Source organism: Amycolatopsis coloradensis (assembly GCF_037997115.1).
Classification (GTDB): Bacteria; Actinomycetota; Actinomycetes; order Mycobacteriales; family Pseudonocardiaceae; genus Amycolatopsis; species Amycolatopsis coloradensis_A.
On the sequence record NZ_CP150484.1, the window covers coordinates 8,942,412 to 8,961,475 of the forward strand.

At 68.2% G+C, this 19,064-nt stretch carries 15 protein-coding genes; 6 read left to right on the forward strand and 9 right to left on the reverse strand.

The window, feature by feature from the left end; translation table 11 throughout:
* Positions 1-38: 38 nt before the first annotated feature.
* The 5 genes from asnB to LCL61_RS41975 form a co-directional block, all read right to left on the reverse strand.
* Positions 39-1,952 carry an asparagine synthase (glutamine-hydrolyzing) gene (gene asnB / locus LCL61_RS41955; protein WP_340684831.1) on the reverse strand — a complete coding sequence of 638 codons (1,914 nt, stop codon included), beginning with the start codon at positions 1,950-1,952 and terminating at the stop codon, positions 39-41.
* 15 nt (positions 1,953-1,967) lie between these two features.
* Positions 1,968-3,698 carry a Wzz/FepE/Etk N-terminal domain-containing protein gene (locus LCL61_RS41960; protein ID WP_340684832.1) on the reverse strand — a complete coding sequence of 577 codons (1,731 nt, stop codon included), beginning with the start codon at positions 3,696-3,698 and terminating at the stop codon, positions 1,968-1,970.
* Positions 3,695-4,975: an exopolysaccharide biosynthesis protein gene (locus LCL61_RS41965; protein WP_340684833.1), complete on the reverse strand. Its 1,281-nt coding sequence runs from the start codon at positions 4,973-4,975 to the stop codon at positions 3,695-3,697. Before LCL61_RS41965 ends, LCL61_RS41960 begins: the two co-directional genes overlap by 4 nt.
* 137 nt (positions 4,976-5,112) lie before the next feature.
* A complete protein-coding gene (locus tag LCL61_RS41970) occupies positions 5,113-6,300 on the reverse strand; it encodes a glycosyltransferase family 4 protein (protein WP_340684834.1) in 1,188 nt (395 codons plus the stop codon).
* Positions 6,281-7,597 carry a nucleotide sugar dehydrogenase gene (locus LCL61_RS41975; protein WP_340684835.1) on the reverse strand — a complete coding sequence of 439 codons (1,317 nt, stop codon included), beginning with the start codon at positions 7,595-7,597 and terminating at the stop codon, positions 6,281-6,283. The genes LCL61_RS41970 and LCL61_RS41975 overlap by 20 nt, the downstream gene beginning before the upstream one ends.
* A gap of 424 nt (positions 7,598-8,021) precedes the next feature.
* Here LCL61_RS41975 and LCL61_RS41980 point away from each other — a divergent pair, with 424 nt between their 5' ends.
* Together LCL61_RS41980 and LCL61_RS41985 are read left to right on the forward strand one after the other, a co-directional pair.
* Entirely contained in the window at positions 8,022-9,017 is a 996-nt protein-coding gene (locus tag LCL61_RS41980; protein WP_340684836.1) for a hypothetical protein, read from the forward strand.
* A gap of 178 nt (positions 9,018-9,195) precedes the next feature.
* Positions 9,196-10,596, forward strand: coding sequence for an SdrD B-like domain-containing protein (locus LCL61_RS41985; RefSeq protein WP_340684837.1), 1,401 nt, complete (start codon positions 9,196-9,198; stop codon positions 10,594-10,596).
* Between the two features lie 54 nt (positions 10,597-10,650).
* Here the strand turns inward: LCL61_RS41985 and LCL61_RS41990 are convergent, their stop codons facing one another.
* From LCL61_RS41990 to ddaH, 3 genes are all read right to left on the reverse strand, one after another.
* Entirely contained in the window at positions 10,651-11,313 is a 663-nt protein-coding gene (locus LCL61_RS41990) for a glycoside hydrolase family 75 protein (RefSeq protein WP_340684838.1), read from the reverse strand.
* A gap of 105 nt (positions 11,314-11,418) precedes the next feature.
* Complete coding sequence (locus LCL61_RS41995) at positions 11,419-12,075, reverse strand: polysaccharide deacetylase family protein (RefSeq protein WP_340684839.1); 657 nt, start codon at positions 12,073-12,075, stop codon at positions 11,419-11,421.
* A 92-nt stretch (positions 12,076-12,167) separates the two neighbouring features.
* Entirely contained in the window at positions 12,168-13,013 is an 846-nt protein-coding gene (gene ddaH / locus LCL61_RS42000; RefSeq protein WP_340684840.1) for a dimethylargininase, read from the reverse strand.
* A 74-nt stretch (positions 13,014-13,087) separates the two neighbouring features.
* Here ddaH and LCL61_RS42005 point away from each other — a divergent pair, with 74 nt between their 5' ends.
* The 4 genes from LCL61_RS42005 (at position 13,088) to LCL61_RS42020 (ending at position 17,603) form a co-directional block, all read left to right on the forward strand.
* Positions 13,088-13,534 (forward strand): Lrp/AsnC family transcriptional regulator, encoded by a 447-nt coding sequence (locus LCL61_RS42005; RefSeq protein ID WP_005151923.1) that lies wholly within the window; start codon positions 13,088-13,090, stop codon positions 13,532-13,534.
* A gap of 57 nt (positions 13,535-13,591) precedes the next feature.
* The gene (locus LCL61_RS42010) at positions 13,592-14,344 is read left to right on the forward strand and encodes an enoyl-CoA hydratase (protein WP_340684841.1); all 753 of its coding nucleotides are present in this window, start codon (positions 13,592-13,594) and stop codon (positions 14,342-14,344) included.
* Positions 14,345-14,631: 287 nt separating this feature from the next.
* A complete protein-coding gene (locus LCL61_RS42015; RefSeq protein WP_340684842.1) occupies positions 14,632-16,539 on the forward strand; it encodes a 2-oxoacid:acceptor oxidoreductase subunit alpha in 1,908 nt (635 codons plus the stop codon).
* Positions 16,536-17,603, forward strand: a complete 1,068-nt coding sequence (locus LCL61_RS42020; protein WP_340684843.1) for a 2-oxoacid:ferredoxin oxidoreductase subunit beta — start codon at positions 16,536-16,538, stop codon at positions 17,601-17,603. The genes LCL61_RS42015 and LCL61_RS42020 overlap by 4 nt, the downstream gene beginning before the upstream one ends.
* Before the next feature lie 122 nt (positions 17,604-17,725).
* On the opposite strand, the gene LCL61_RS42025 is transcribed toward LCL61_RS42020, so the two are convergent.
* On the reverse strand, positions 17,726-19,051 hold the full coding sequence (locus tag LCL61_RS42025; RefSeq protein ID WP_340684844.1) for a LapA family protein: 1,326 nt from the start codon (positions 19,049-19,051) through the stop codon (positions 17,726-17,728).
* Between the last annotated feature and the right edge of the window lie 13 nt (positions 19,052-19,064).

The following is a 19,064-nucleotide window of genomic DNA, read 5'->3' on the forward strand; positions in this document are numbered from 1 at the left end:
TCCGATCTGGCGATTCGGCTTCTAACCCGAATCGCCACTCACGACCCGCTGGACCAAGCTGTGACGGCGCCGCGATACCAGTACTCGAGGGTCAAGATGTGCCAGAGATGCTTGGATCGGTCCTGCTGACCGGACGCGTCTTCGTCGACGAGCTTCCGCAGGGCCTCACGACGGAGGAACCCGGCCTTCACCAATTCACCTTCGTTCGTCACCTCGCGCACCAACGGCGCGAGGTCGCGGCTCATCCAGGCCCGCAGCGGCGCGCTGAACAGGCCCTTCGACCGGTGCACGATCTCGGCGGGAAGGATCGACAGCGCCGCTTCCTTCAGCGCCATCTTCCCTTGGCGCTTCACGATCTTCCGGTCACCGGGGATCCGAAACGCGGCCTTCACGACCTCGATGTCGACGAACGGCGTCCGCACCTCGGCCGACGCCGCCATACTGGACCGGTCGGTGTAGGCGAGGTTGAGCCCCGGCAGGAAGAGCCGGGAATCGGCGAGGCACATGCGGTTCACGAAGTCCGACAACGTGTTGTCGTGGTAGGTGTCCGCGTGCTCGGTGATCACGTCGTCGACGGCGACGGCGAGGTCCGGGTTCAGCAGACCGGTGAGTTCGGCCTGGTCGTACATCGTGTAGCTGCGCCGGAACGCGGTCTCCTCGGGCAGCTCCGCGAACGAGAGGAACCGCTTGGCGAAGCGGACCGACCGGAATCCCCGTTTCGACGTCGCCACCGGCAGTCTGTCCACAAGGGACTCCACCGGGCGACGGACGAGGCCGGGAATCCGCTGGTACTGAACGGCGATCTTGTTCGCCAGATGCTTGCGATACCCGGCGAACAGCTCGTCGGCGCCCATGCCCGAGAGCATCACCTTGACGCCTGCCTCGCGAGCGGCGGCGCAGATCAGGTAGCTGTTGATCGCCGCCGGGTCACCGATCGGCTCGTCGAGGTGGTACGTCATCCGCGGCAACAGATCGAGCACCTGCGGCGCGATCTCGATCTCGTGCAGGTCGACACCGAACTTCGCGGCGACCTTCTTCGCGTACATCAGGTCGTCCGGCATCGCTTCGAACTTCGCGTCCTCGGCCCGGAAACCGATGGTGTACGCGGAGATCCCCGGCCGCTCGCGCGCGGCGAGCGCGGTCAGGTAGCTGGAGTCGAGCCCGCCGGAGAGGAACGTCGCGACCGGCACGTCCGCGATCAGGTGCTTGCGCGTGGAGTCCTCGATGACGGCATTGAGGTCGAACTCCCCCTCATACGCGGCCCCCTCTTCGGCGACCTGGCGCAGCGACCAGAAGGTGCCGCGTTCGACGTCGCCGTTCGGCCGGAACCGCGCCCAGCTGCCCGGCGGCAGCTTCTCGGCCTCCTTGAACGCGCAGCGGCCGTCCGGGACCCAGTAGTAGAGCAGGGAAGCGACGAGCGCGGTGTCGTCGACGGTCAGCGAGCCGCCCAGTTCGGCGGCCAGTGCCTTCAGCTCGGACGCGAAGGCGACCCCCTTGCCGCGGCGCACCAGGAAGAGCGGCTTGATCCCCAGCTGGTCGCGGACCAGCACCAGCTCGCCGGACCGCTCGTCGAAGACGCCGAACGCGAACATTCCGCGCAACCGGTGCAAACCCACGGTGCCCCACGCGCGCCAGGCTTCCAGCAGGACCTCGGTGTCGGACGTCCCCCGGAAGCGCACACCGGCGGCTTCGAGTTCCTTCCGCAGCTCCGGCGCGTTGTACAGCTCGCCGTTGTAGGTCAGCGCGAGCCCGTCCTTGACCATCGGCTGCGCGCCGGTCTCGGTCAGGTCGACGATCGACAGCCGCCGGTGTCCCAAGTGGACTTCGCCATCCCCGGCACGATGGTCGTACCTGCCGGAACCGTCGGGTCCCCGGTGGGCGAGTGTCTTGGTGAGCCGATCGGTGAGCGGCCCCCCGTCCGGCCAGAAGTAAGCCCCTGCGATGCCGCACATCTGCTTTCGCTCCCCTTACAAGGCTTCGGCGTTATCCGGTGACACAGGCGAGAATCGTTTGGTCGGCTGATCGGCGTTGTCGAGGTCCTCGGACCGCCGGTACGGCGTCGGCGGATGGCGTCGCGCGCCCTTCTTCTCCCTCGACGGCTCCAGCACCCGCTCGACGGGGCTTTCGGCGGCCGTCTCGACCGGCGCCACCGTCGAGAGACGCCGCACCGGGACGTCCTCGGGGAACATCTCGACCGGCTTGGGCGCGGGCCGCGGCATCTGCCGTTCCGGCGCGCCCGGGCGCGCGGGCGCCACCGTCCGCGCGGGGACGGGCAGCGGCTCCGGCACGGCACCGGCGCGACCGCGCAACGCCGTGTGCAGACCGTCCCACAGCGTCCCGTCGGTGTGGTCGCGCGGATCCGGGTCCACCACGACGACGCCGATGATCGGGATCCGCCGATCGGCCAGCTGGCGGGCGACGGTATGCAGCCATTCGGTGTTCGCGTGCCCGGCGCGCACGACGAGGATCGTCTCCTCGCCGAGGAACTCGAGGTCGGTCCACGCCGTGCCGGGCTCGATCGAGCCGACACCGATGCGCCTCTCCGCCGCGGCCAGCGGGACGTCGCCGCGGTCCAGCACCTGGATCGGGCTTTCGCCTGTCAGCTCGCGGAGGTTCGTCTTCGGCAGGTCGTCGACGAGCGAGACCGGCCCCTTCCCGGCCAGCTCGCGCGCCATGTCGACGGCGAGCGCGGCGGTGACCTGGCGGGCGCCGAGGTCGAGCAGCGACACCGAACCGTTTTCCCGCCGAACGGCGCGGACCAGTGTCGTCGCGACCCGCTGCCGCCGGGTCGCCGCGCGAGAGCGCCGCAGGAAACGCGGTGGTTTGGGCAGCTGCGCGATCACAGAGGCGCCGAGGTGCTGCGAGATCTCGCGGCGCAGGACCGGCCGGTCCTTCACCACGCTCGTGACGGCCGCGAGCCCGAGCCCGGCGAGCAATCCCAGCGCCAAGCCGATCCCGGCGTCGGTGGCGAGGGTCTTGAGCAGCGAACGCGGCGGGATCCGCGGCGCGTCCACGATCTGCGTCCCGGCGGCGACCTTCGGCGTACCGATGCCCGCCTCCTGCGCTCGGCCGTCGTAGTCGGAGATCTTGGACGTCAGCTCCGCGCGGCGCGAGTACAACCGCTCCAGCTGCGCGGGGTTGGCGTTCCGGCCCTTGGCCTCTTCGGCGATGATCGACGCTTCGATCGGGGTGAGCTCCTCCTGGGCCTGGTTGCGCTGGTCGAGCAGGGCCTTCTGCTGCGCCGCCGCGGCAGCCTGGTTGCGGCCGACGTACTCGGTGATGAAGGCGTCGGAAATCGCCTGCGCGCGGGCCAGTGCCTCGTCCTCGGTCTTGCCCTTGACCGTCAGCTGGAGGACGTTGTTCGTCAGGCCCAGCCCTTCGTAATCCTTCAGGAACTCCTCCGGCGCCTGGGTGCTGTTCAGCTTCTTGAGCGCCTCGGTGGCGATCTTCGTCGTCTGGAGCACGGCGACGTCGGTCCGCATCAGCGTTCCGCTGTCGGTCGGCGAGTCGTCGGGGTGGATCACGAGGATCTGTGCGACCGCGGTGGGCGGCGGCGGCAGGAGCATCGCGACCAGCCCGCCGGCGATCAGCCCCAGCAGGGCGGTGGCCACCCACAGGCGACGTCGTCTGCGTACCGAGACGACCAGCCGCTGCAGGTCGATGAGCGGCTCGGACTTCGGTTTTTCGGCGCTGGTCACGCGGTACCTGCCAGTGCTTCGTGGTCGGACGGGGTGGGCGTACCGGGGCGGGTGCGGGTCGGCCGGACCGGGCGGATCAGCACGGTGCCCACCGTGGCGAGACCGGCGTCGGCGATGGCTTCGGCGATCCCGACCAGCTCCCACGCGGACCGGGAGCCGACACTCGCCACGACGAGGACTCCTTCCGCGTCGGTGTCCGCGACGACGGGCCGCGCCGGGGAAACCGTCACGACGGTGAACCATCGGCCGGCGAGAGCGGCGAGCCGTTCGGCGGCCGCCAGCCCGGCGGTATCGCCGTGCGCGGCGACCACGAGCAGCCGCCGGTGCGGCAACCGGGAGATCAGGCGCTGGTACAAGACGTCGGAGTCGATCTCGTCGGCGAAGACGTCGACCCGCGGGACGTTCCACGGCCTGTCGTCACGGAGGAGCTTGGCCCGCAAGGTGGTGCCGTCGGACGGCCGCTCCACGGCGTCGAAGGTGGCCAGCACCGGAGCGCCGATCGCCGCGGCGATCTCCTCCTGGTCCCGCAGCCGCCGGTCGGTGCGGGCGGTGAAGAGGTGGCCGAACAGGCCGATGAGGAAGAACAGCGCCGTGCCGCCGAGCGCGAGTTGCGCCCACGTGGGCGCGGCCGCCGAGGACGGCAGCTCGGCCGAGCCGAGGACGACCATGTTGCCGAGGCCACTGGCGGTGTCGGCGGCGTTCAAACTGGACATCGCCGACTCGATCGACGAGCGCAGGCCCTGCAGTTCGGTGCGGAGCTGGACGCTCTCGACGGTCGTCTTGCCTTCGTTGACCTTCGCGGAGAGTTCGCTGATGCGCTGGTTGGTCTGCACGACTTGCTGCCGCAGTGTCTCGCGGCGTTCCTGCGCCTGCTGGACCGCCGCGTCGCCGGAACCGGCGATGATCTGCGTCGAGTACTTCACGAACTCGCTCGCGATCCGGTCGGCCATCCGCTGCGTCTGTTCGGCGGTGTCACCGGTGGCCTCGATGGTGATGACATTGCCCTGTGCGACCGACGTGGCCACCTTGTCCCGCAGATCGGCGCCGGTCTCGCCGTCACCGAGTCCGGCGGCGGCCCGGTCGAGCACGACCGAACTGGTCGCCACCTCGGCCTGGGTGAGCAGTTCGTCCGCCTCGCGCGGGCCCTGCAGCAGCACGCTGGACGTCGTCCGGTAGCCGGGGGAAAGGATCAGCGACGATCCCGCGCCGACCAGGGCGCCGAGGAGGGCGAGGACCACGAGGGTCCGCCACCTCCCGCGCAGAACCTGTCCGATCATGGACAGGCGCACCGTGTCGTCAGTCAAAGCCGGGATCTCCGTCCGGTGCGTGGGGTGTGTATGAATCCCGTCGGACCGGCCACCGCGTTGGTTACAGGGTTGCCCGACTCTTGTTCAAAACGCGACCGGGAAGTCGATCACCGGACCGCGGCCGCATAGGCCGCGAGCAGGGCTTTCTGGGAGTTCTCCCACGACAGCGGACCGGCGACGCGCGCCCGTCCCAGCTCACCCATCGCGGCCCGCTGGTCCGGCGAGTCGAGCAGATGCGCGATCAGCTTCGCGAACTCCGGCTCGTCGTTCGCCGGGGCGTAAAGGGCGGCCTCTCCGGCCGAAACCCTGGCCTCCCGCAACTCGAAGGAAACGATCGGACGGCTCATCGCCATGTACTCCATGATCTTGTTCATGGTCGACACGTCGTTGAGCGGGTTCAAGGGATCCGGCGAAAGACAGACGTCGGCCGCTGACAGATAGCGCAAAAGGTCGGCGTCGGGGATCCGGCCGGTGAACTCGACCTGGTCGTCGAGCTTCAGTTCCTTGGACAACGCCACCATGGCGTCGAAAGCGTCGCCGGAGCCGATGAACACGGCGTGCCAATCGGTGCGGCCGACCTCGTCACGCAACGACGCGAGCGCGCGCAAGGCGTAGTCGACACCGTCCTGCGGGCCCATCACGCCGAGGTACGCCAGCAGATGCGGCTTGTCCTTCTTCAGCTCGGGCTCGACCGGGACCTGATGGAACCGCTCGACCACGGGCGCGCTGCGCACGACGAAGACGTCGTCCGGCGACTTACCGCCGCGCTTGACGGCGACGTCCTTGTAGCTCTCGTTGGTCGCGATGACGACGTCGGCCGTCTTGTACGTGCGGCGCTCCAGCGCGCAGACCGCGCGGTACAGGAAGTCCTCGCCGCGGTCGAAGCGCGAGAGGTACAGCTCGGGGCAGAGGTCGTGCTGGTCGAAGATGAACTTCGCGCCCTGGCGCTTGAGGTACAGCGCGACGAGGAACAGCAGGTCCGGCGGGTTGCAGGCGTGCACGACGTCGACCCGGCCGACCTTGCGGGCGAGCCGCAGCGTGTGCCACAGCGCGGAGCCGTACTCCTGGACGTACCCGGCCGGACCACCGGTGGCGGCCTTCAGCGGGTACCGCAGGATGTGGACGCCGTCGATGGTGGCTTCGGCTTCGGTGTCCCGCTTCGTCCCTTGTGGACAGATGACGTGGACTTCCCAGCCGGCGTCGCGAAGCGTCTGGCACTCCTGCCAGACGCGGCGATCGAAGGGGACGGACAGGTTCTCGACGAGGATGAGAGCTTTACCAGGCAAGACCGACATATCCCTCTTCAGCCCGGCGACGGTCGGCGTCGGGTACGCGGACGAGATCGACGATGGTGTGGCCACCGCCCGCCGGGAGGGCCGCGAGGACCTCCGGGTCGGTGCAGCCGATGAGGCAGACTTCGGCGTGGTCGACGACCTCGCCGATGGAGCCGGCGAGCAGCTGGCCGAGATGCGGCAACCTGCCCTCGATGTACTCGCGGTTCGCGCCGATCAGCCGCGAAAGGCTGACGTTGGCGTCGTAGATGCGGAGGTCGTATCCCTTGCCGAGCAGGCGCTCGGCGAGTTCGACGAGCGGGCTCTCGCGCAGATCGTCGGTGCCGGGTTTGAACGACAGGCCGAACAGTCCGACCTTGCGTTTCCCGGTGCGCGCGACCAGCTCGAAGGCGCGCTGGAGGTGTTCGTCGTTGGAGGGCAGCACGTGCGACAGGATCGGGACGGAGACGTCCGCGCGGTGCGCGGCGTAGACCAGGCCGCGTAGATCCTTGGGGAGGCACGAGCCGCCGAAAGCGAACCCGGGGCGAAGGTAGGCGGGGCTGATGTTGAGCTTGCGGTCGGCGAGGAAGACGTCGATCACCTGATGGGAGTCGAGCCCCAGCGCGCGGCAGATGGCGCCGAGTTCGTTCGCGAAGCCGATCTTGAGGCCGTGGAAGGAATTGTCGGCGTACTTCGTCATCTCGGCGACCGGGATCGGGACGCGGAAGACCTCGCCGGGAAGGCCTTCGTACAGCGCCGCGACGACGTCGCCGCTCGCCGCGTCGAGCTCGCCGATGACGGTCTTGGGCGGGTCGAAGAAGTCCTTGACGCTACTCCCCTCGCGCAGGAACTCGGGGTTCACCGCGACCCCGAAGTCGACGCCCGCCGTGCGGCCGGACGACTTTTCGAGGATGGGGACGAGAAGATCCAGGCAGGTGCCGGGGAGCATGGTGCTGCGGAAGACGACGGTGTGTCTTCGCGTCTTGTTCTTGAGGGCTTCGCCGATTTCCTCGGCGACGCGCTCCAGGAACGCCGTCGACAGGCTGCCGTTCGGCGCCGACGGGGTACCGACGCAGATCAGGGAGACTTCGCTGTCCGCGATCGCCTGTCTGACGTCGGTCGTCGCTCTCAGCTTGCCCGTGGCGACGACCTCCGCGGTCAGTTCCCCGATCCGCTCTTCGACCACCGGCGCCTTGCCGCTGGAGACGAGTTCGATCTTCACCGGGTTCACGTCGACCCCGACGACCTCGTGCCCGCGTCCGGCGAGGCACGCCGCCGACACGCAACCGACGTAGCCGAGCCCGAAGACACTGATCTTCATGACGAATTCCTCCAGCCGCATTCCGCTGCCCGTTGGTCGGTGGGAGGACCGGCTTCGTTACCGGTGTCCGGCATTCGCCTGCTTTTGGCGGAATGCCTGTGCGGCAAGGGAATTACTCATCGTCCGCAGGGCGCGAAACGCTACAGGAAGCGCGTAACGATCTCGTGAGCGTTCAGGCTGCGGTGAGGGATGGGGTCGGGGTGGTCGTGAGTGGTGAGTGCCGCGCTCGGCGACCGCCGGGTGTTGATCTCCAGCACGACCTGCCCGGAGAAATNGTCGTGAGTGGTGAGTGTCGTTAGAACGACACTTACCACTCACGACCACCCCGACCCGATTATCCACAGCCACCTCCCCTCCCCCTTGCTTTGTCCACAGATTCGCTTCATGCCCACCGTGACCGTCGCCGGACGGCGATCGTGGGAAGGTGCCCACCCACAGACGCTGGTCGGAAGACTCCATCCCGGCCGGACAACGCCCGAGCTGGCCGGTCCTGCTGGCGGAGCAGCATGGAATCGTCTCTCGGCGGCAATTGCACGCCTACGGCCACACCATGTCGGATATCAGGGCGAACCTCGCGGGCGGACGCTGGCAGCGGGTTCTCCCGCGTGTTTACTCGACATTCACCGGCGGCTTGTCTCGCTCGGCCAAGATCCACGCCGCGCTGCTCTATGGGAGCGGTTACGCCATCTTGAGCCATCGGACGGCCGCCGAAGAATGGAAAATTCTGCCGGTCATCGAAGGACCTGTCGAAATCACGGTTCCGTACACCTTCTCCGCGATCTCGCAGGCTCCCTTGGTCATAGTCCACAGATCCCGCGCACTGCCCCATATCGCCGCCGGGACCGACCCCCCACGCGCCAGGGTCACCGACACCATCCTCGACCTGGCCACTTCTCAACGGACACCGCGTCAGGCGACCAACACCATCGTCGACCTGCTCGGCCGGACCAGGATCTCGGTGGCCGCGATGGAGGCGTGCGTGCTGGTCAGGCCACCGTTTCGCTATCGCCCCGCCATCCGGCACGGCCTCGCCCTCGTCGGCGGCGGCCTGATGTCAGCACTCGAAGTGGCCTACAAGGAGGACGTCGAAGATCTTCATGGCCTTCCCCGCGGAAGCCGGCAAACACCCTTCGAGGTCGACGGAAAGACACTCTGGGAGGACGTCACCTACGACGCACGGGGCGCCGCCGTGACGGTCCGGCTCGACGGCAGGTCGACGCACTCGACACCGGGTGTCGCCTTCCGGGACCGTCGCCGCGACAACGCCGCGGAACTGGCCGGACGGGCAAGGCTCGTCTACGGGTGGCGTGACGTCAGGGATTCACCGTGCGCGGTGGCCGCCGAGGTTCGGACCATCCTCATCCGTGAGGGCTGGACCCCTTCCAACTCAAGGGAAAACACCTGTCCGCACTGCCGCTGATCGCGGGAAAGACCTCGAGGATACGTCCAGGACGCCGTACGGTTGCCCTGCCGCGACGCCGGAATGTTCCGCGGTGGCCACTCGCCCGAACCGGACTTTAGGTTCGATCCGTCAACGATGATCGCCTGGGGGCGTCCGCATGGGACGGGTGCGCGTCAGGCGGGACTGGGGAACACCAATGCGAAGAACATCGCTGCGCACGCTCGGCGTGCTCACCGCGGCCTTCACCCTCGCCGGGCTGGCGACGGCCACACCCGCGAGCGCCGAGCCGGGCCCGAACCTCAAGGTGACGGCGACGGTCGTCCAAGGCCGCTATCTGCCGGGAGACGAGATCCCGGTCGACGTGACCATCACCAACCTCGGCGATGTCCCCGCCACCGAGGTCAGGGGGAACAACTACACGGTCTCGGGGCCGTACTTCACAGTTCCCCGGGGAGCTTGGGGTGATCTGGCGAACGAAGGCCCCGGAGCCTCCTTCGCGCCCGGAGAAACCCGAACCTACCGCGTGGTCGGCAAGTCGATGTACGGCAGCAAAGAGGATCCCGCCGTCCAATTCGAGGTGTACACGCCCGGCGATGTCGACTACCGGGACAACACTTCCATCGTCACCCTCGAACACGTTCCGACCGGTACGACCGATCGCGTCGCCGGGCAGCTGTACGGCGACGCGAACGAGGACGGTATGCCGTCTCCCGGAGAGGGCCTGGCCGGGGCCGAGGTCCACTTGAACGGCGTGGGCATGACCGGCGAACTGATCACTACCACCGACTCCGCCGGCCGGTTCGAATTCGCCGCCATACCGGTCACCCCCAGCGCGGGTATCTACTTCTCGAAGGTCCCCGGCGACTGGGTCGCCCCGTACATCGGTGATCTCCGGGTGGACGGAAGCGGATCGCAGGCCGCACTCGAAATCAAGGCCACCCGCCCCCTGACCGACGTGCTCCAGGCAAGCGGCAGTCTCGACAAGGCGAGCTACGCCGTGGGCGAGACCGCCAAGGCGACGCTCGTTCTCACCAACGTCGGCGACCGGCCGCTCGCCGACCTGTGGGTGGGGTGCGATCCGATGGGCAACGGACAGCATCTCGAGATCGCCGATTCCCAATGGGGCGACTTCAGCCCGATGAAGCAGGCGGGCGCGCTCGCGGCGGGTCAGCGCCTGGAAATCACGGTCACGGGCAGGGTCCCGGAGAAGGCGAGCTACTTCGGCAACGTCCACCTGACGTGCTACGTCGAAGGCAAAACCGCTTTCTCTGGACCGGTCGCCGATGCTGAGGGCAAGGTGCCGGGCAAGCGGGCCGACTCCCGCGGCCGGCTCTGGACCGACAAGAACGGCAACGGCCAGTGGGACTCCGGCGAGCAGGTGCCGAACGTGACCGCCACCTTGAGCACCGATGGCGGGAAACTCGTGTCGCTCGCGAGGACCGACGCCGAAGGCTGGGTGACCTTCCCGAACGTCGCGGTCGGTGTCTACCGGTTGCGGGCAGTCGCGCCGTGGCGAGCGGTCGGCGACACCGATGTCCACGTCATCGCCCCGCCCTACGGGTTCGGCGACTGGCACCAGCAAGTGGTCCGGCGCTGATCCACCGCACCGGTCGGCCCCGGGGGCGAAAGCTCCCGGGGCCGGCGACTTCCGTTATCCCTGAACGAACTTCGCCGCCAGGGCCTGTCCGACCGAGGTCGACTTCCCGTGGTCCTCGATCGGCGAAACCTTCGAGTTCTTGAAGCAGATGTAGGTCACGCCCGAGTCGACGCCGCCGTTCTTCGGATCCGGGTTGATCCCCAGCGCCTTCGCGGCCGCATAGGACGCTTCGCCGATGATGTCCTTCGGACCGGTGTCACCGATGACGGTGTAGAGCACCTTGCCGTTGTAGATCACCGCGCACGAACCGGCGCCCTTGAGGCCGGCCTTCTCGAAGTTCCACGTGCTGCTGATGCTCGGCACGACGACGTAGGGCGTCTGGTCGGCGATCAGCGCCTTACCGTCGGAGCGCGGATACGCGGTGCCGTCCTGGAACCACGGGTCCGTGTTCTTGTTGCACCGCGCGGTCGGCTGCCCGTCGCAGTCGACGTCCATGTCGGCCTTCCAGAACACGGCGCCGCCCGCGTCGCAGACCGCGATGGTCCGGCCGGTTTCCTCATCGGTCTTGTACTTGCCGTTCGACACCTGCTTGCAACTGGTGGTCTTCGCCAGCAACTGCTGCGCGGTCGGGGCCGCCTCCGGTGATGCGGCGGCCGTCGCCGCGGGAGCCGACCCGGCGACCACGACCATCGCCGAGAACAGGAGCAGCTTCCGCATACCGAACACCCCTTTGTTAATAAAACTTCTTTACCGAGGGTGCTCAGAATGCCTTCGCCGACGTTTCAGCTCAAGAGTTATTTTCCCACCACGCAAAGAAAACGGTCAAAATCGGGCAAGCCTGGCGACCCGCGCCATAAGCCGTCCCGCTCGGCGGTACAGGCCCTCCCGCTCACCGAGCACACTGTCGATCCACTCCTGGTCGACGTCGTGCAGGACCTCGATCCGAGGCCGTAGCCAGCCGTCGCGCGAAGCCGCGCCGCCTTCGGTCGTGTAGACCCTCGTCGCGCCGAAACGCCGGAGCCTGCTGAGCACCCGCCGGTCGTAGGCGCCGAACGGCGGCGCGTACGCGCGCACGGGTTTCCCGCTCAAGTCCGCGAGCAGTTTCGGCGCGGTTTCCAGTTCACGCCGGGCGTTCCGGTCGTCCAGCCGCCGCCAGTCTCGATGCTCCCAGCCGTGCGAACCGATCGACATCCCCGCCTCGACCAGCTCACGAAGGCCGTCCGCGTCGAGGAAACCCCGCTGCCCGATCCGGCCCGCCAGCGGGAAGAACTCAGCCGTGAGATCGCGCTCCACCAGTCTGGGGAGCGCGATCTCGACGTCCGAGGAGTTGCCGTCGTCGAAGGTGAGGCTGACGTCTTCGCGTCCGGCCACCGTGTCGAGCACCCGCTCGAACTGTTCGACCGTCACCCAGGTTTCGTTCTCGCCAGGATCCAGCGCGCGCACGGGTTTGCCCACGCCGCCGATCGCCAGGATCACCATCCGCGCCTCATTCGGGACCGAGTGTCTTTCCCCGATTAATCGAATTGGCGAATGGAGTAGTTACACGATCCTGCAAGATGTCCCCGAACGGATTACTTGCGGATCTCCAGGGTGCAGCACTTCGGGCCGCCGCCCGCCTTCCTGAGCTCGGAAATATCCACGAAGAGGACCTCGTAGCCGCGTTCGGTCAGCCGCGCCGCCAATCCGGTCGCCTCGACCGGCAGAACGACGTTGCGGCCGTCGGACACCCCGTTCAGGCCGAAGCACTCCGCGTCGGCCCGGTCCGCGATTACCGCGTCCGGGAACATCCGCTCCAGCACCTTCCGCGATCCCGCCGAGAAGGCGTCCGCGTAGTAGGCGATCTGGGCGGACGTGGTGTCGGTGGCCTCGGCGAGCACGAACAACGCGGTGTCGAGGTGGTAGTAGCTCGGGTCGATCAGCCGCAGCGACACGACCGGGACACCGAGGACCTCCTGCGCTTCGGCGTGCGCGGCCGGGTCGGTCCGGAAGCCGGTGCCGGCGAGCAGGACCTTGCCGGTCCACGCGAAATCGCCCTCGGCCTCGTTGATCTTCTCGGGCATGGTGATGTCGCGGTAGCCGTGCTCGACGAACCAGCGGCGGAAGTGCTCGGCCTCGGCGGTGCGCTGCGGCGCGCGGAACCGCGAGCCGAGGACACGGCCGTCGACGACGGTGCCGGAGTTCGCGGCGAACACCATGTCGGGCAGGCCGGGCTGGGCCTCGATCTCCTCGACGGTGTGGCCGAGGCGCCGATAGGTGTCGCGGAGTTCGGTCCATTGCGCCGTCGCGGTGTCGACGCTCACCGGGACCGACGGGTCCATCCACGGGTTGATGACGTAGTCCACCGCGAAGTACCGCGGCGGGCACATGAGGTAGCGGCGCGTCATGGGTACACGGGGCTGCTGCTCCAGTTCCGGCATACCCGAAGGGTAAGGCTCACCTAATTCCGCAATCAATCGCTGTTCGCTGCGCACATACCTGCTAAACATTGCGTGTGAACACCATCGACCAGCGAATCGTTTCATGTCTGATGGCCAACGCGAGGTCCAGCTACGCCGACATCGGCAAGGTGGTCGGCCTGTCCGCGCCCGCGGTGAAGCGACGGGTCGACAGACTGCTCGAAACCGGGGTCCTGCGCGGGTTCACCGCGGTCGTCGACCCCGAAGCGCTGGGCTGGGGCACCGAGGCGTTCGTCGAGATGACCTGCAACGGCAACATCACCCCGGCCAGGATCCGCGCCCGGCTGGAGCCGTTGCCGGAGGTCGTCGCGGCGTACACGGTCTCGGGCGCGGCCGACGCGATCGTCCATCTGCGCGCCTCGGACATCCACCATCTGGAGACCGCGCTGGAACGGCTGCGCGGGCTGGAGATCGTAGACCGCACGGTATCCACCGTCGTCCTTTCCCGGCTGTTGGAACGGCCGCCGACCCCCGAGGCATGAACCTTTTCCGGCTGCTGGAACGCCCGCCGACCCCCGAAGCGTGACACCCTCGTCCCCGTGACCGATCAGATCCGCTCCAGCCACGACGACGGCATCGCCGTGCTCACCATCGACGCGCCCGCCACCCGCAACGCCCTGACCCTCGACCTCTCCGCGCAGCTGGCCGAGGCCGTTTCGCGCGCCGAAGCCGACGAAAGTGTCCACGCATTGGTCATCACCGGCACACCGCCGGCCTTCTGCGCGGGCGCGGACCTGGACACGCTCGCCGGCGCCAGCGAGGACGGACTCCGCGCCATCTACGACGGATTCCTCTCGGTTGCGCGGTGTTCCCTGCCCACGATCGCCGCGGTCAACGGTGCCGCCGTGGGCGCCGGGCTGAACCTCGCGCTCGCCGCGGACGTCCGCATCGTGGGACCGAAGGCCAAATTCGTGGCCAGATTTCTCGATCTGGGCATCCATCCCGGCGGCGGGATGACGTGGATGATCCAGCGGCTCGTCGGTCCGCAGAAGGCCGCGGCGATGACGCTCTTCGGTGAAGTCGTCGGCGCCGAAGCCGCTGTCGAATGCGGGCTCGCGCTCCGGCTCGTCGAAGGAGATCTGATCGAGGCCGCCCGTGAACTGGCGAAACCCGCCGTCGACGCTCCACGAGACGTCCTTCTGGCGACGAAGCGCACGCTCCGGCACACCGCGGGACTGACCGACCATTCGGCCGCCGTCGACGCCGAGATCGCGCCGCAGCTGACCTCACTCACCGCACCCGCGTTCACCGAACGGCTGGCCAGGCTCAGGGCCTCGATGACCGGCCGATGACCGTTCCTCGACCGGACTTCACTACGCTGGAAGGAGATACGGCTCACAATCGAGCCGCATCGCCGACCGTTACCATCGGTAACAGATAAACCGGATAATCCCCGCTCAGCGCCGAGCTCAGGACACTCCAGGAGTAGGTCCAGACCGTTTTACGGCAACCTGGAAAGTGTGCCGAGGGCTAACCTCGGGACATGGCACCTGTGACCTGGCCGACAGCCGGGCGAGGCACGCCGATCCCCGGCACGGCCGGGGACGACGCACGTCGGGAGAGAGGGAATCCCTGACCTATGAGCACGAGTGCGAACGGCAACGGCTCCTTGTCGGCCGTCAGGCCGACCGAGGTCGCCAAGCTGGACCGGGTGGTCATCCGGTTCGCCGGTGACTCCGGTGACGGCATGCAGCTGACGGGCGACCGGTTCACCTCCGAAGCGGCCGCCTTCGGCAACGACCTGTCGACCATGCCGAACTTCCCCGCGGAGATCCGCGCGCCGCAGGGCACCATCCCCGGCGTCTCGAGCTTCCAGGTGCACTTCGCCGACTACGACATCCTCACGCCGGGCGACCGGCCGGACGTCTTGGTCGCCATGAACCCCGCCGCGCTGAAGGCGAACCTCGCCGACGTCCCGGCCGGCGGGACGATCATCCTCAACACCGACGAGTTCACGAAGCGGAACCTGGTCAAGGTCGGGTACGACAACGATCCCCTCGACGACGACACCCTTTCGGCCTATCAAGTCCACCGGGTGGCCATGTCGACGTTGACCAGAGGCGCGCTCGAAGCGACCGGACTGTCCAAAAAGGACGCCGAACGCGCGAAGAACATGTTCGCGCTCGGGCTGCTCTCCTGGATGTACCACCGGCCGACCGAGGGCACGGAACGCTTCCTGCGCGAGAAGTTCGCGAAGAAGGCCGACATCGCCGAGGCCAACATCCTGGCCTTCCGCGCGGGCTGGAACTACGGCGAGACGACGGAGTCGTTCGCGACGACGTACGAGGTCGCGCCCGCGAAACTGAACCAGGGCACGTACCGCCAGATCACCGGGAACACCGCGCTGGCGTACGGGCTGGTCGCCGCCGGGCAGCAGTCCGGCCTGCAGATCCTGCTGGGCACGTACCCGATCACCCCCGCGTCGGACATCCTCCACGAGCTGTCCAAGCACAAGAACTACGGCATCCTCACCTTCCAGGCCGAGGACGAGATCGCCGGTATCGGCGCCGCGCTCGGCGCCTCCTACGGCGGCGCGCTGGGCGTCACCTCGACGTCCGGGCCCGGGGTCGCGCTGAAGTCCGAGGCCATCGGTCTCGCGGTGATGACCGAACTGCCGCTGGTCGTCGTCGACGTCCAGCGCGGCGGCCCGTCGACCGGCCTGCCGACCAAGACCGAACAGGCCGACCTGCTGCAGGCGATGTTCGGCCGCAACGGCGAATCCCCGGTGCCGATCATCGCGCCGCTGTCCCCCGCCGACTGCTTCGACGCGGCGATGGAGGCCACCCGGATCGCGCTGAAGTACCGCACACCGGTGTTCCTGCTGTCGGACGGCGCGATCGCGAACGGCTCCGAGCCGTGGCTGATCCCGGATGTCGAGGACCTGCCGGATCTGCGCGTGGAATTCGCCACCGAGCCGAATGCCGAGGACGGTTCCGGGGAATTCTGGCCGTATGTGCGTGACCCCGAGACCCTCGCCCGAGCGTGGGCGGTGCCGGGCGCCGCCGGCCTCCAGCACCGCATCGGCGGGCTGGAGAAGGCCGACAAGACCGGCCACATCTCCTACGACCCCGACAACCACGACAAGATGGTCCGCCTGCGCCAGGCCAAGATCGACGGCGTCGACGTCCCGGACCTCGTCGTCGACGATCCGAGCGGCGGCAAGGCACGGGTGCTGGCGCTCGGCTGGGGCTCCTCCTACGGGCCCATCGGCGCCGCGTGCCGCCGCGTCCGCAAGGACGGCATGCCGATCGCGCAGGCGCATCTGCGCCATCTCAACCCGTTCCCGGGCAACCTCGGCGACGTACTCCGTTCGTACGACACCGTCGTCGTCCCGGAAATGAACCTCGGCCAGCTTTCGATGCTCCTGCGGGCCAAGTACCTCGTCGACGTGAAGTCGTACACGAAGGTCGCCGGGCTGCCCTTCAAGGCCGAAGAGCTGCAAGGCGTCTTCACGGAGATCATCACCAGTACGGAGGGGGCGAAGTGACCGCGATCGACCTGGGGATCCCCACCCTCGGCGGCTTGGACCTTGTGCCGACCGAGACCGAACCGCAGAAGGCGAAGGACTACAAGTCGGACCAGGAGGTCCGCTGGTGTCCCGGCTGCGGGGACTACGTCGTGCTCAACGCCGTGCAGTCGTTCCTGCCGACACTCGGCCTCAAGCGCGAGAACATCGTGTTCATCTCGGGGATCGGGTGCTCGTCCCGGTTCCCGTACTACCTGAACACCTACGGTATGCACTCGATCCACGGCCGGGCGCCGTCGATCGCCACCGGGCTCGCGACCGCGCGGCCGGATCTGTCGGTGTGGGTCGTCACCGGTGACGGCGACGCGCTGTCCATCGGCGGCAACCACCTGATCCACGCGTTGCGCCGCAACGTGAACATCAAGATCCTGCTGTTCAACAACCGGATCTACGGCCTCACGAAGGGCCAGTACTCGCCGACGTCCGGGCCGGGCATGGTCACGAAGTCCACCCCGATGGGCTCGGTCGACACCCCGTTCAACCCGCTTTCGCTGGCGATCGGCGCCGAGGCGTCGTTCGTGGGCCGCGCGCTCGACTCGGACCGCAAGGGACTGACCGAGGTGCTGGAGGCCGCCGCGAAACACCGCGGGTCGGCGCTGGTGGAGATCTACCAGAACTGCCCGATCTTCAACGACGGCGCCTTCGACGTCCTCAAGGACAAGGACGAGGCCGCCACCCGGCTCATCCCGCTGAAGGCCGGCGAGCCGATCAAGTTCGGGCCGCAGGGCGAATACGGGGTCACGCGGAGCGGCTGGGCAGGCCTGGAGGTCGGGAAGGTCGCGAACATCGGCGAGGAGAACCTCGTCGTGCACGACCCGGCGATCGAGGACACCTCGTACGCGTTCGCGCTTTCGCGGATCGGCGACCAGAACCTGAACCACGTGCCGACCGGCATTCTGCGGCAGGTCGAGCGGCCCACCTACGACGACCAGGCGCGGGCCCAGGTCGCGGAAGCCCGGGCCGCCCGCGAGCCCGACCTGCAGGGCCTTTTGCGCGGCAAGGACACCTGGACCGTCGTCAGCTAGCCCAGAACTGCAATGAAGGGGCCTTTCATCGCAAATTTTGCGGTGAAAGGCCCCTTCATTGCNCGCTCTTCCGATCTGGCCTTTCATCGCAAATTTTGCGGTGAAAGGCCCCTTCATTGCAGTCAGGTGAGGGGACGGAAGCCCACGCGCTCCGCGTCGGCGGCCGAGCGGAACCAGACCTCCGCGACCATCTTCGGGAACTGCGGCGAGTCCTCCGTGCAGTACCGCAGGGCGGTCACGCTGGCCTTGACCGCGAAGTCGTCGGCGGGACGGCCACCGCCCGGACGCGGCATCGCCGAACCGGGACCGAACGGACCGGGCGGGACGGACTCCGTCACCGGAGCGACCTGCCGGGCGGGCGGGGGCTCCGGAGCCGGCATCGCGTCGCCGGGCTGGACGGCGGGCTCGAACAGCGAACCGCTCTGCCCACCGGACAGTTCCGGCTCACGACGTTCGATCGCCCGCATCGACGGCTGGATCGGCTGTGGCGGCTCGAAACCGCCGCGCACCGCACCCCGCGGCGTGCGCTTGGGCAGCACCTGGGTGGCTTCGGCGGACGTCTCGGGCTGCTCCGAGTCGAGGAGACCGGCCTTCGCTTCTTCATCGGAACCGAAGGCGTACGCGGGCGGGTCGTGCAGCTCCTCTTCCCGCTCGAACCAGTTGGTCTCGACGGGGGCCTGCTCGGTCTCCACGCGCGACGCGGGGCTGAACAGCGAAACCGGCTCCGGCTGCGTCTCGGCGCCTTCGGGGTCCAGCTGCATCTCCAGGCGGGACCGGTACGGCCCCTCGCCCGGCGACGACGGCTGCGGCTCGGGTTCCGGCTCAGGCTCCGGCTCGACGTCCAGCTTCGACGCGGGCTGGAGGTAATCGGTCGCCGCGGCGACGTACGGGTTCTCGGGCTCCGGCTCGGGTTCCGGCTCCGGCTCCGGCTCCGGCAAGGCCGCCGGGATGTACTGCGTCCGCTCGGCCGAGGGCTCCGGATCCGGCTCAGGCTCCGGGTCCGGCTGGGGCGCGGTGCGGTACTCGGCCTCGTACTCTTCTTCAGGCTCGAAGATCTGCGGCGCGGAGTACTCCGGCTCCTCGGCGGTGTCCTCGTGCACGTCCTTGGCGGGCTCCTCGGCAGGCTCGGTCCACTGCTGGGCGGGCTCCTGCTCGGTGAGCGTCTCGGGGTACGCGGGTTTCGGCTCCTCGACGGCCGCGAACTCCTCGTCCAGCTCGTCGTGCGACGGCTTCGCGAGGTACGCGGTCCCGCCGGCGACGGCCGCGGCACCCGCGCCGAGGCTCACCCCGGCCGGCAGCCTCGACGTCTCGGCGTGCGCGGTGGCCAGCGAGCTTTCCAGCTCACGGATGCGTTTGCGCGCCGGGAGCACCAGCACCAACCAGGTGAGCAGCGCGCCGACGACGAACGCCAGCAGACTCCACAGCCAAACCTGTCCGAAAATGGACATCTAACCTGCCCTT

What these genes read in the sequence shown, in the direction of transcription:
- asnB (WP_340684831.1), bottom strand. Translation starts at nt 1,952, where the DNA reads ATGTGCGGCATCGCAGGGGCTTACTTCTGGCCGGACGGGGGGCCGCTC.
- LCL61_RS41965 (WP_340684833.1), bottom strand. Translation starts at nt 4,975, where the DNA reads ATGATCGGACAGGTTCTGCGCGGGAGGTGGCGGACCCTCGTGGTCCTC.
- LCL61_RS41970 (WP_340684834.1), bottom strand. Translation starts at nt 6,300, where the DNA reads ATGTCGGTCTTGCCTGGTAAAGCTCTCATCCTCGTCGAGAACCTGTCC.
- LCL61_RS41975 (WP_340684835.1), bottom strand. Translation starts at nt 7,597, where the DNA reads ATGAAGATCAGTGTCTTCGGGCTCGGCTACGTCGGTTGCGTGTCGGCG.
- LCL61_RS41985 (WP_340684837.1), top strand. Translation starts at nt 9,196, where the DNA reads ATGCGAAGAACATCGCTGCGCACGCTCGGCGTGCTCACCGCGGCCTTC.
- LCL61_RS41990 (WP_340684838.1), bottom strand. Translation starts at nt 11,313, where the DNA reads ATGCGGAAGCTGCTCCTGTTCTCGGCGATGGTCGTGGTCGCCGGGTCG.
- LCL61_RS41995 (WP_340684839.1), bottom strand. Translation starts at nt 12,075, where the DNA reads ATGGTGATCCTGGCGATCGGCGGCGTGGGCAAACCCGTGCGCGCGCTG.
- ddaH (WP_340684840.1), bottom strand. Translation starts at nt 13,013, where the DNA reads ATGCCGGAACTGGAGCAGCAGCCCCGTGTACCCATGACGCGCCGCTAC.
- LCL61_RS42015 (WP_340684842.1), top strand. Translation starts at nt 14,632, where the DNA reads ATGAGCACGAGTGCGAACGGCAACGGCTCCTTGTCGGCCGTCAGGCCG.
- LCL61_RS42025 (WP_340684844.1), bottom strand. Translation starts at nt 19,051, where the DNA reads ATGTCCATTTTCGGACAGGTTTGGCTGTGGAGTCTGCTGGCGTTCGTC.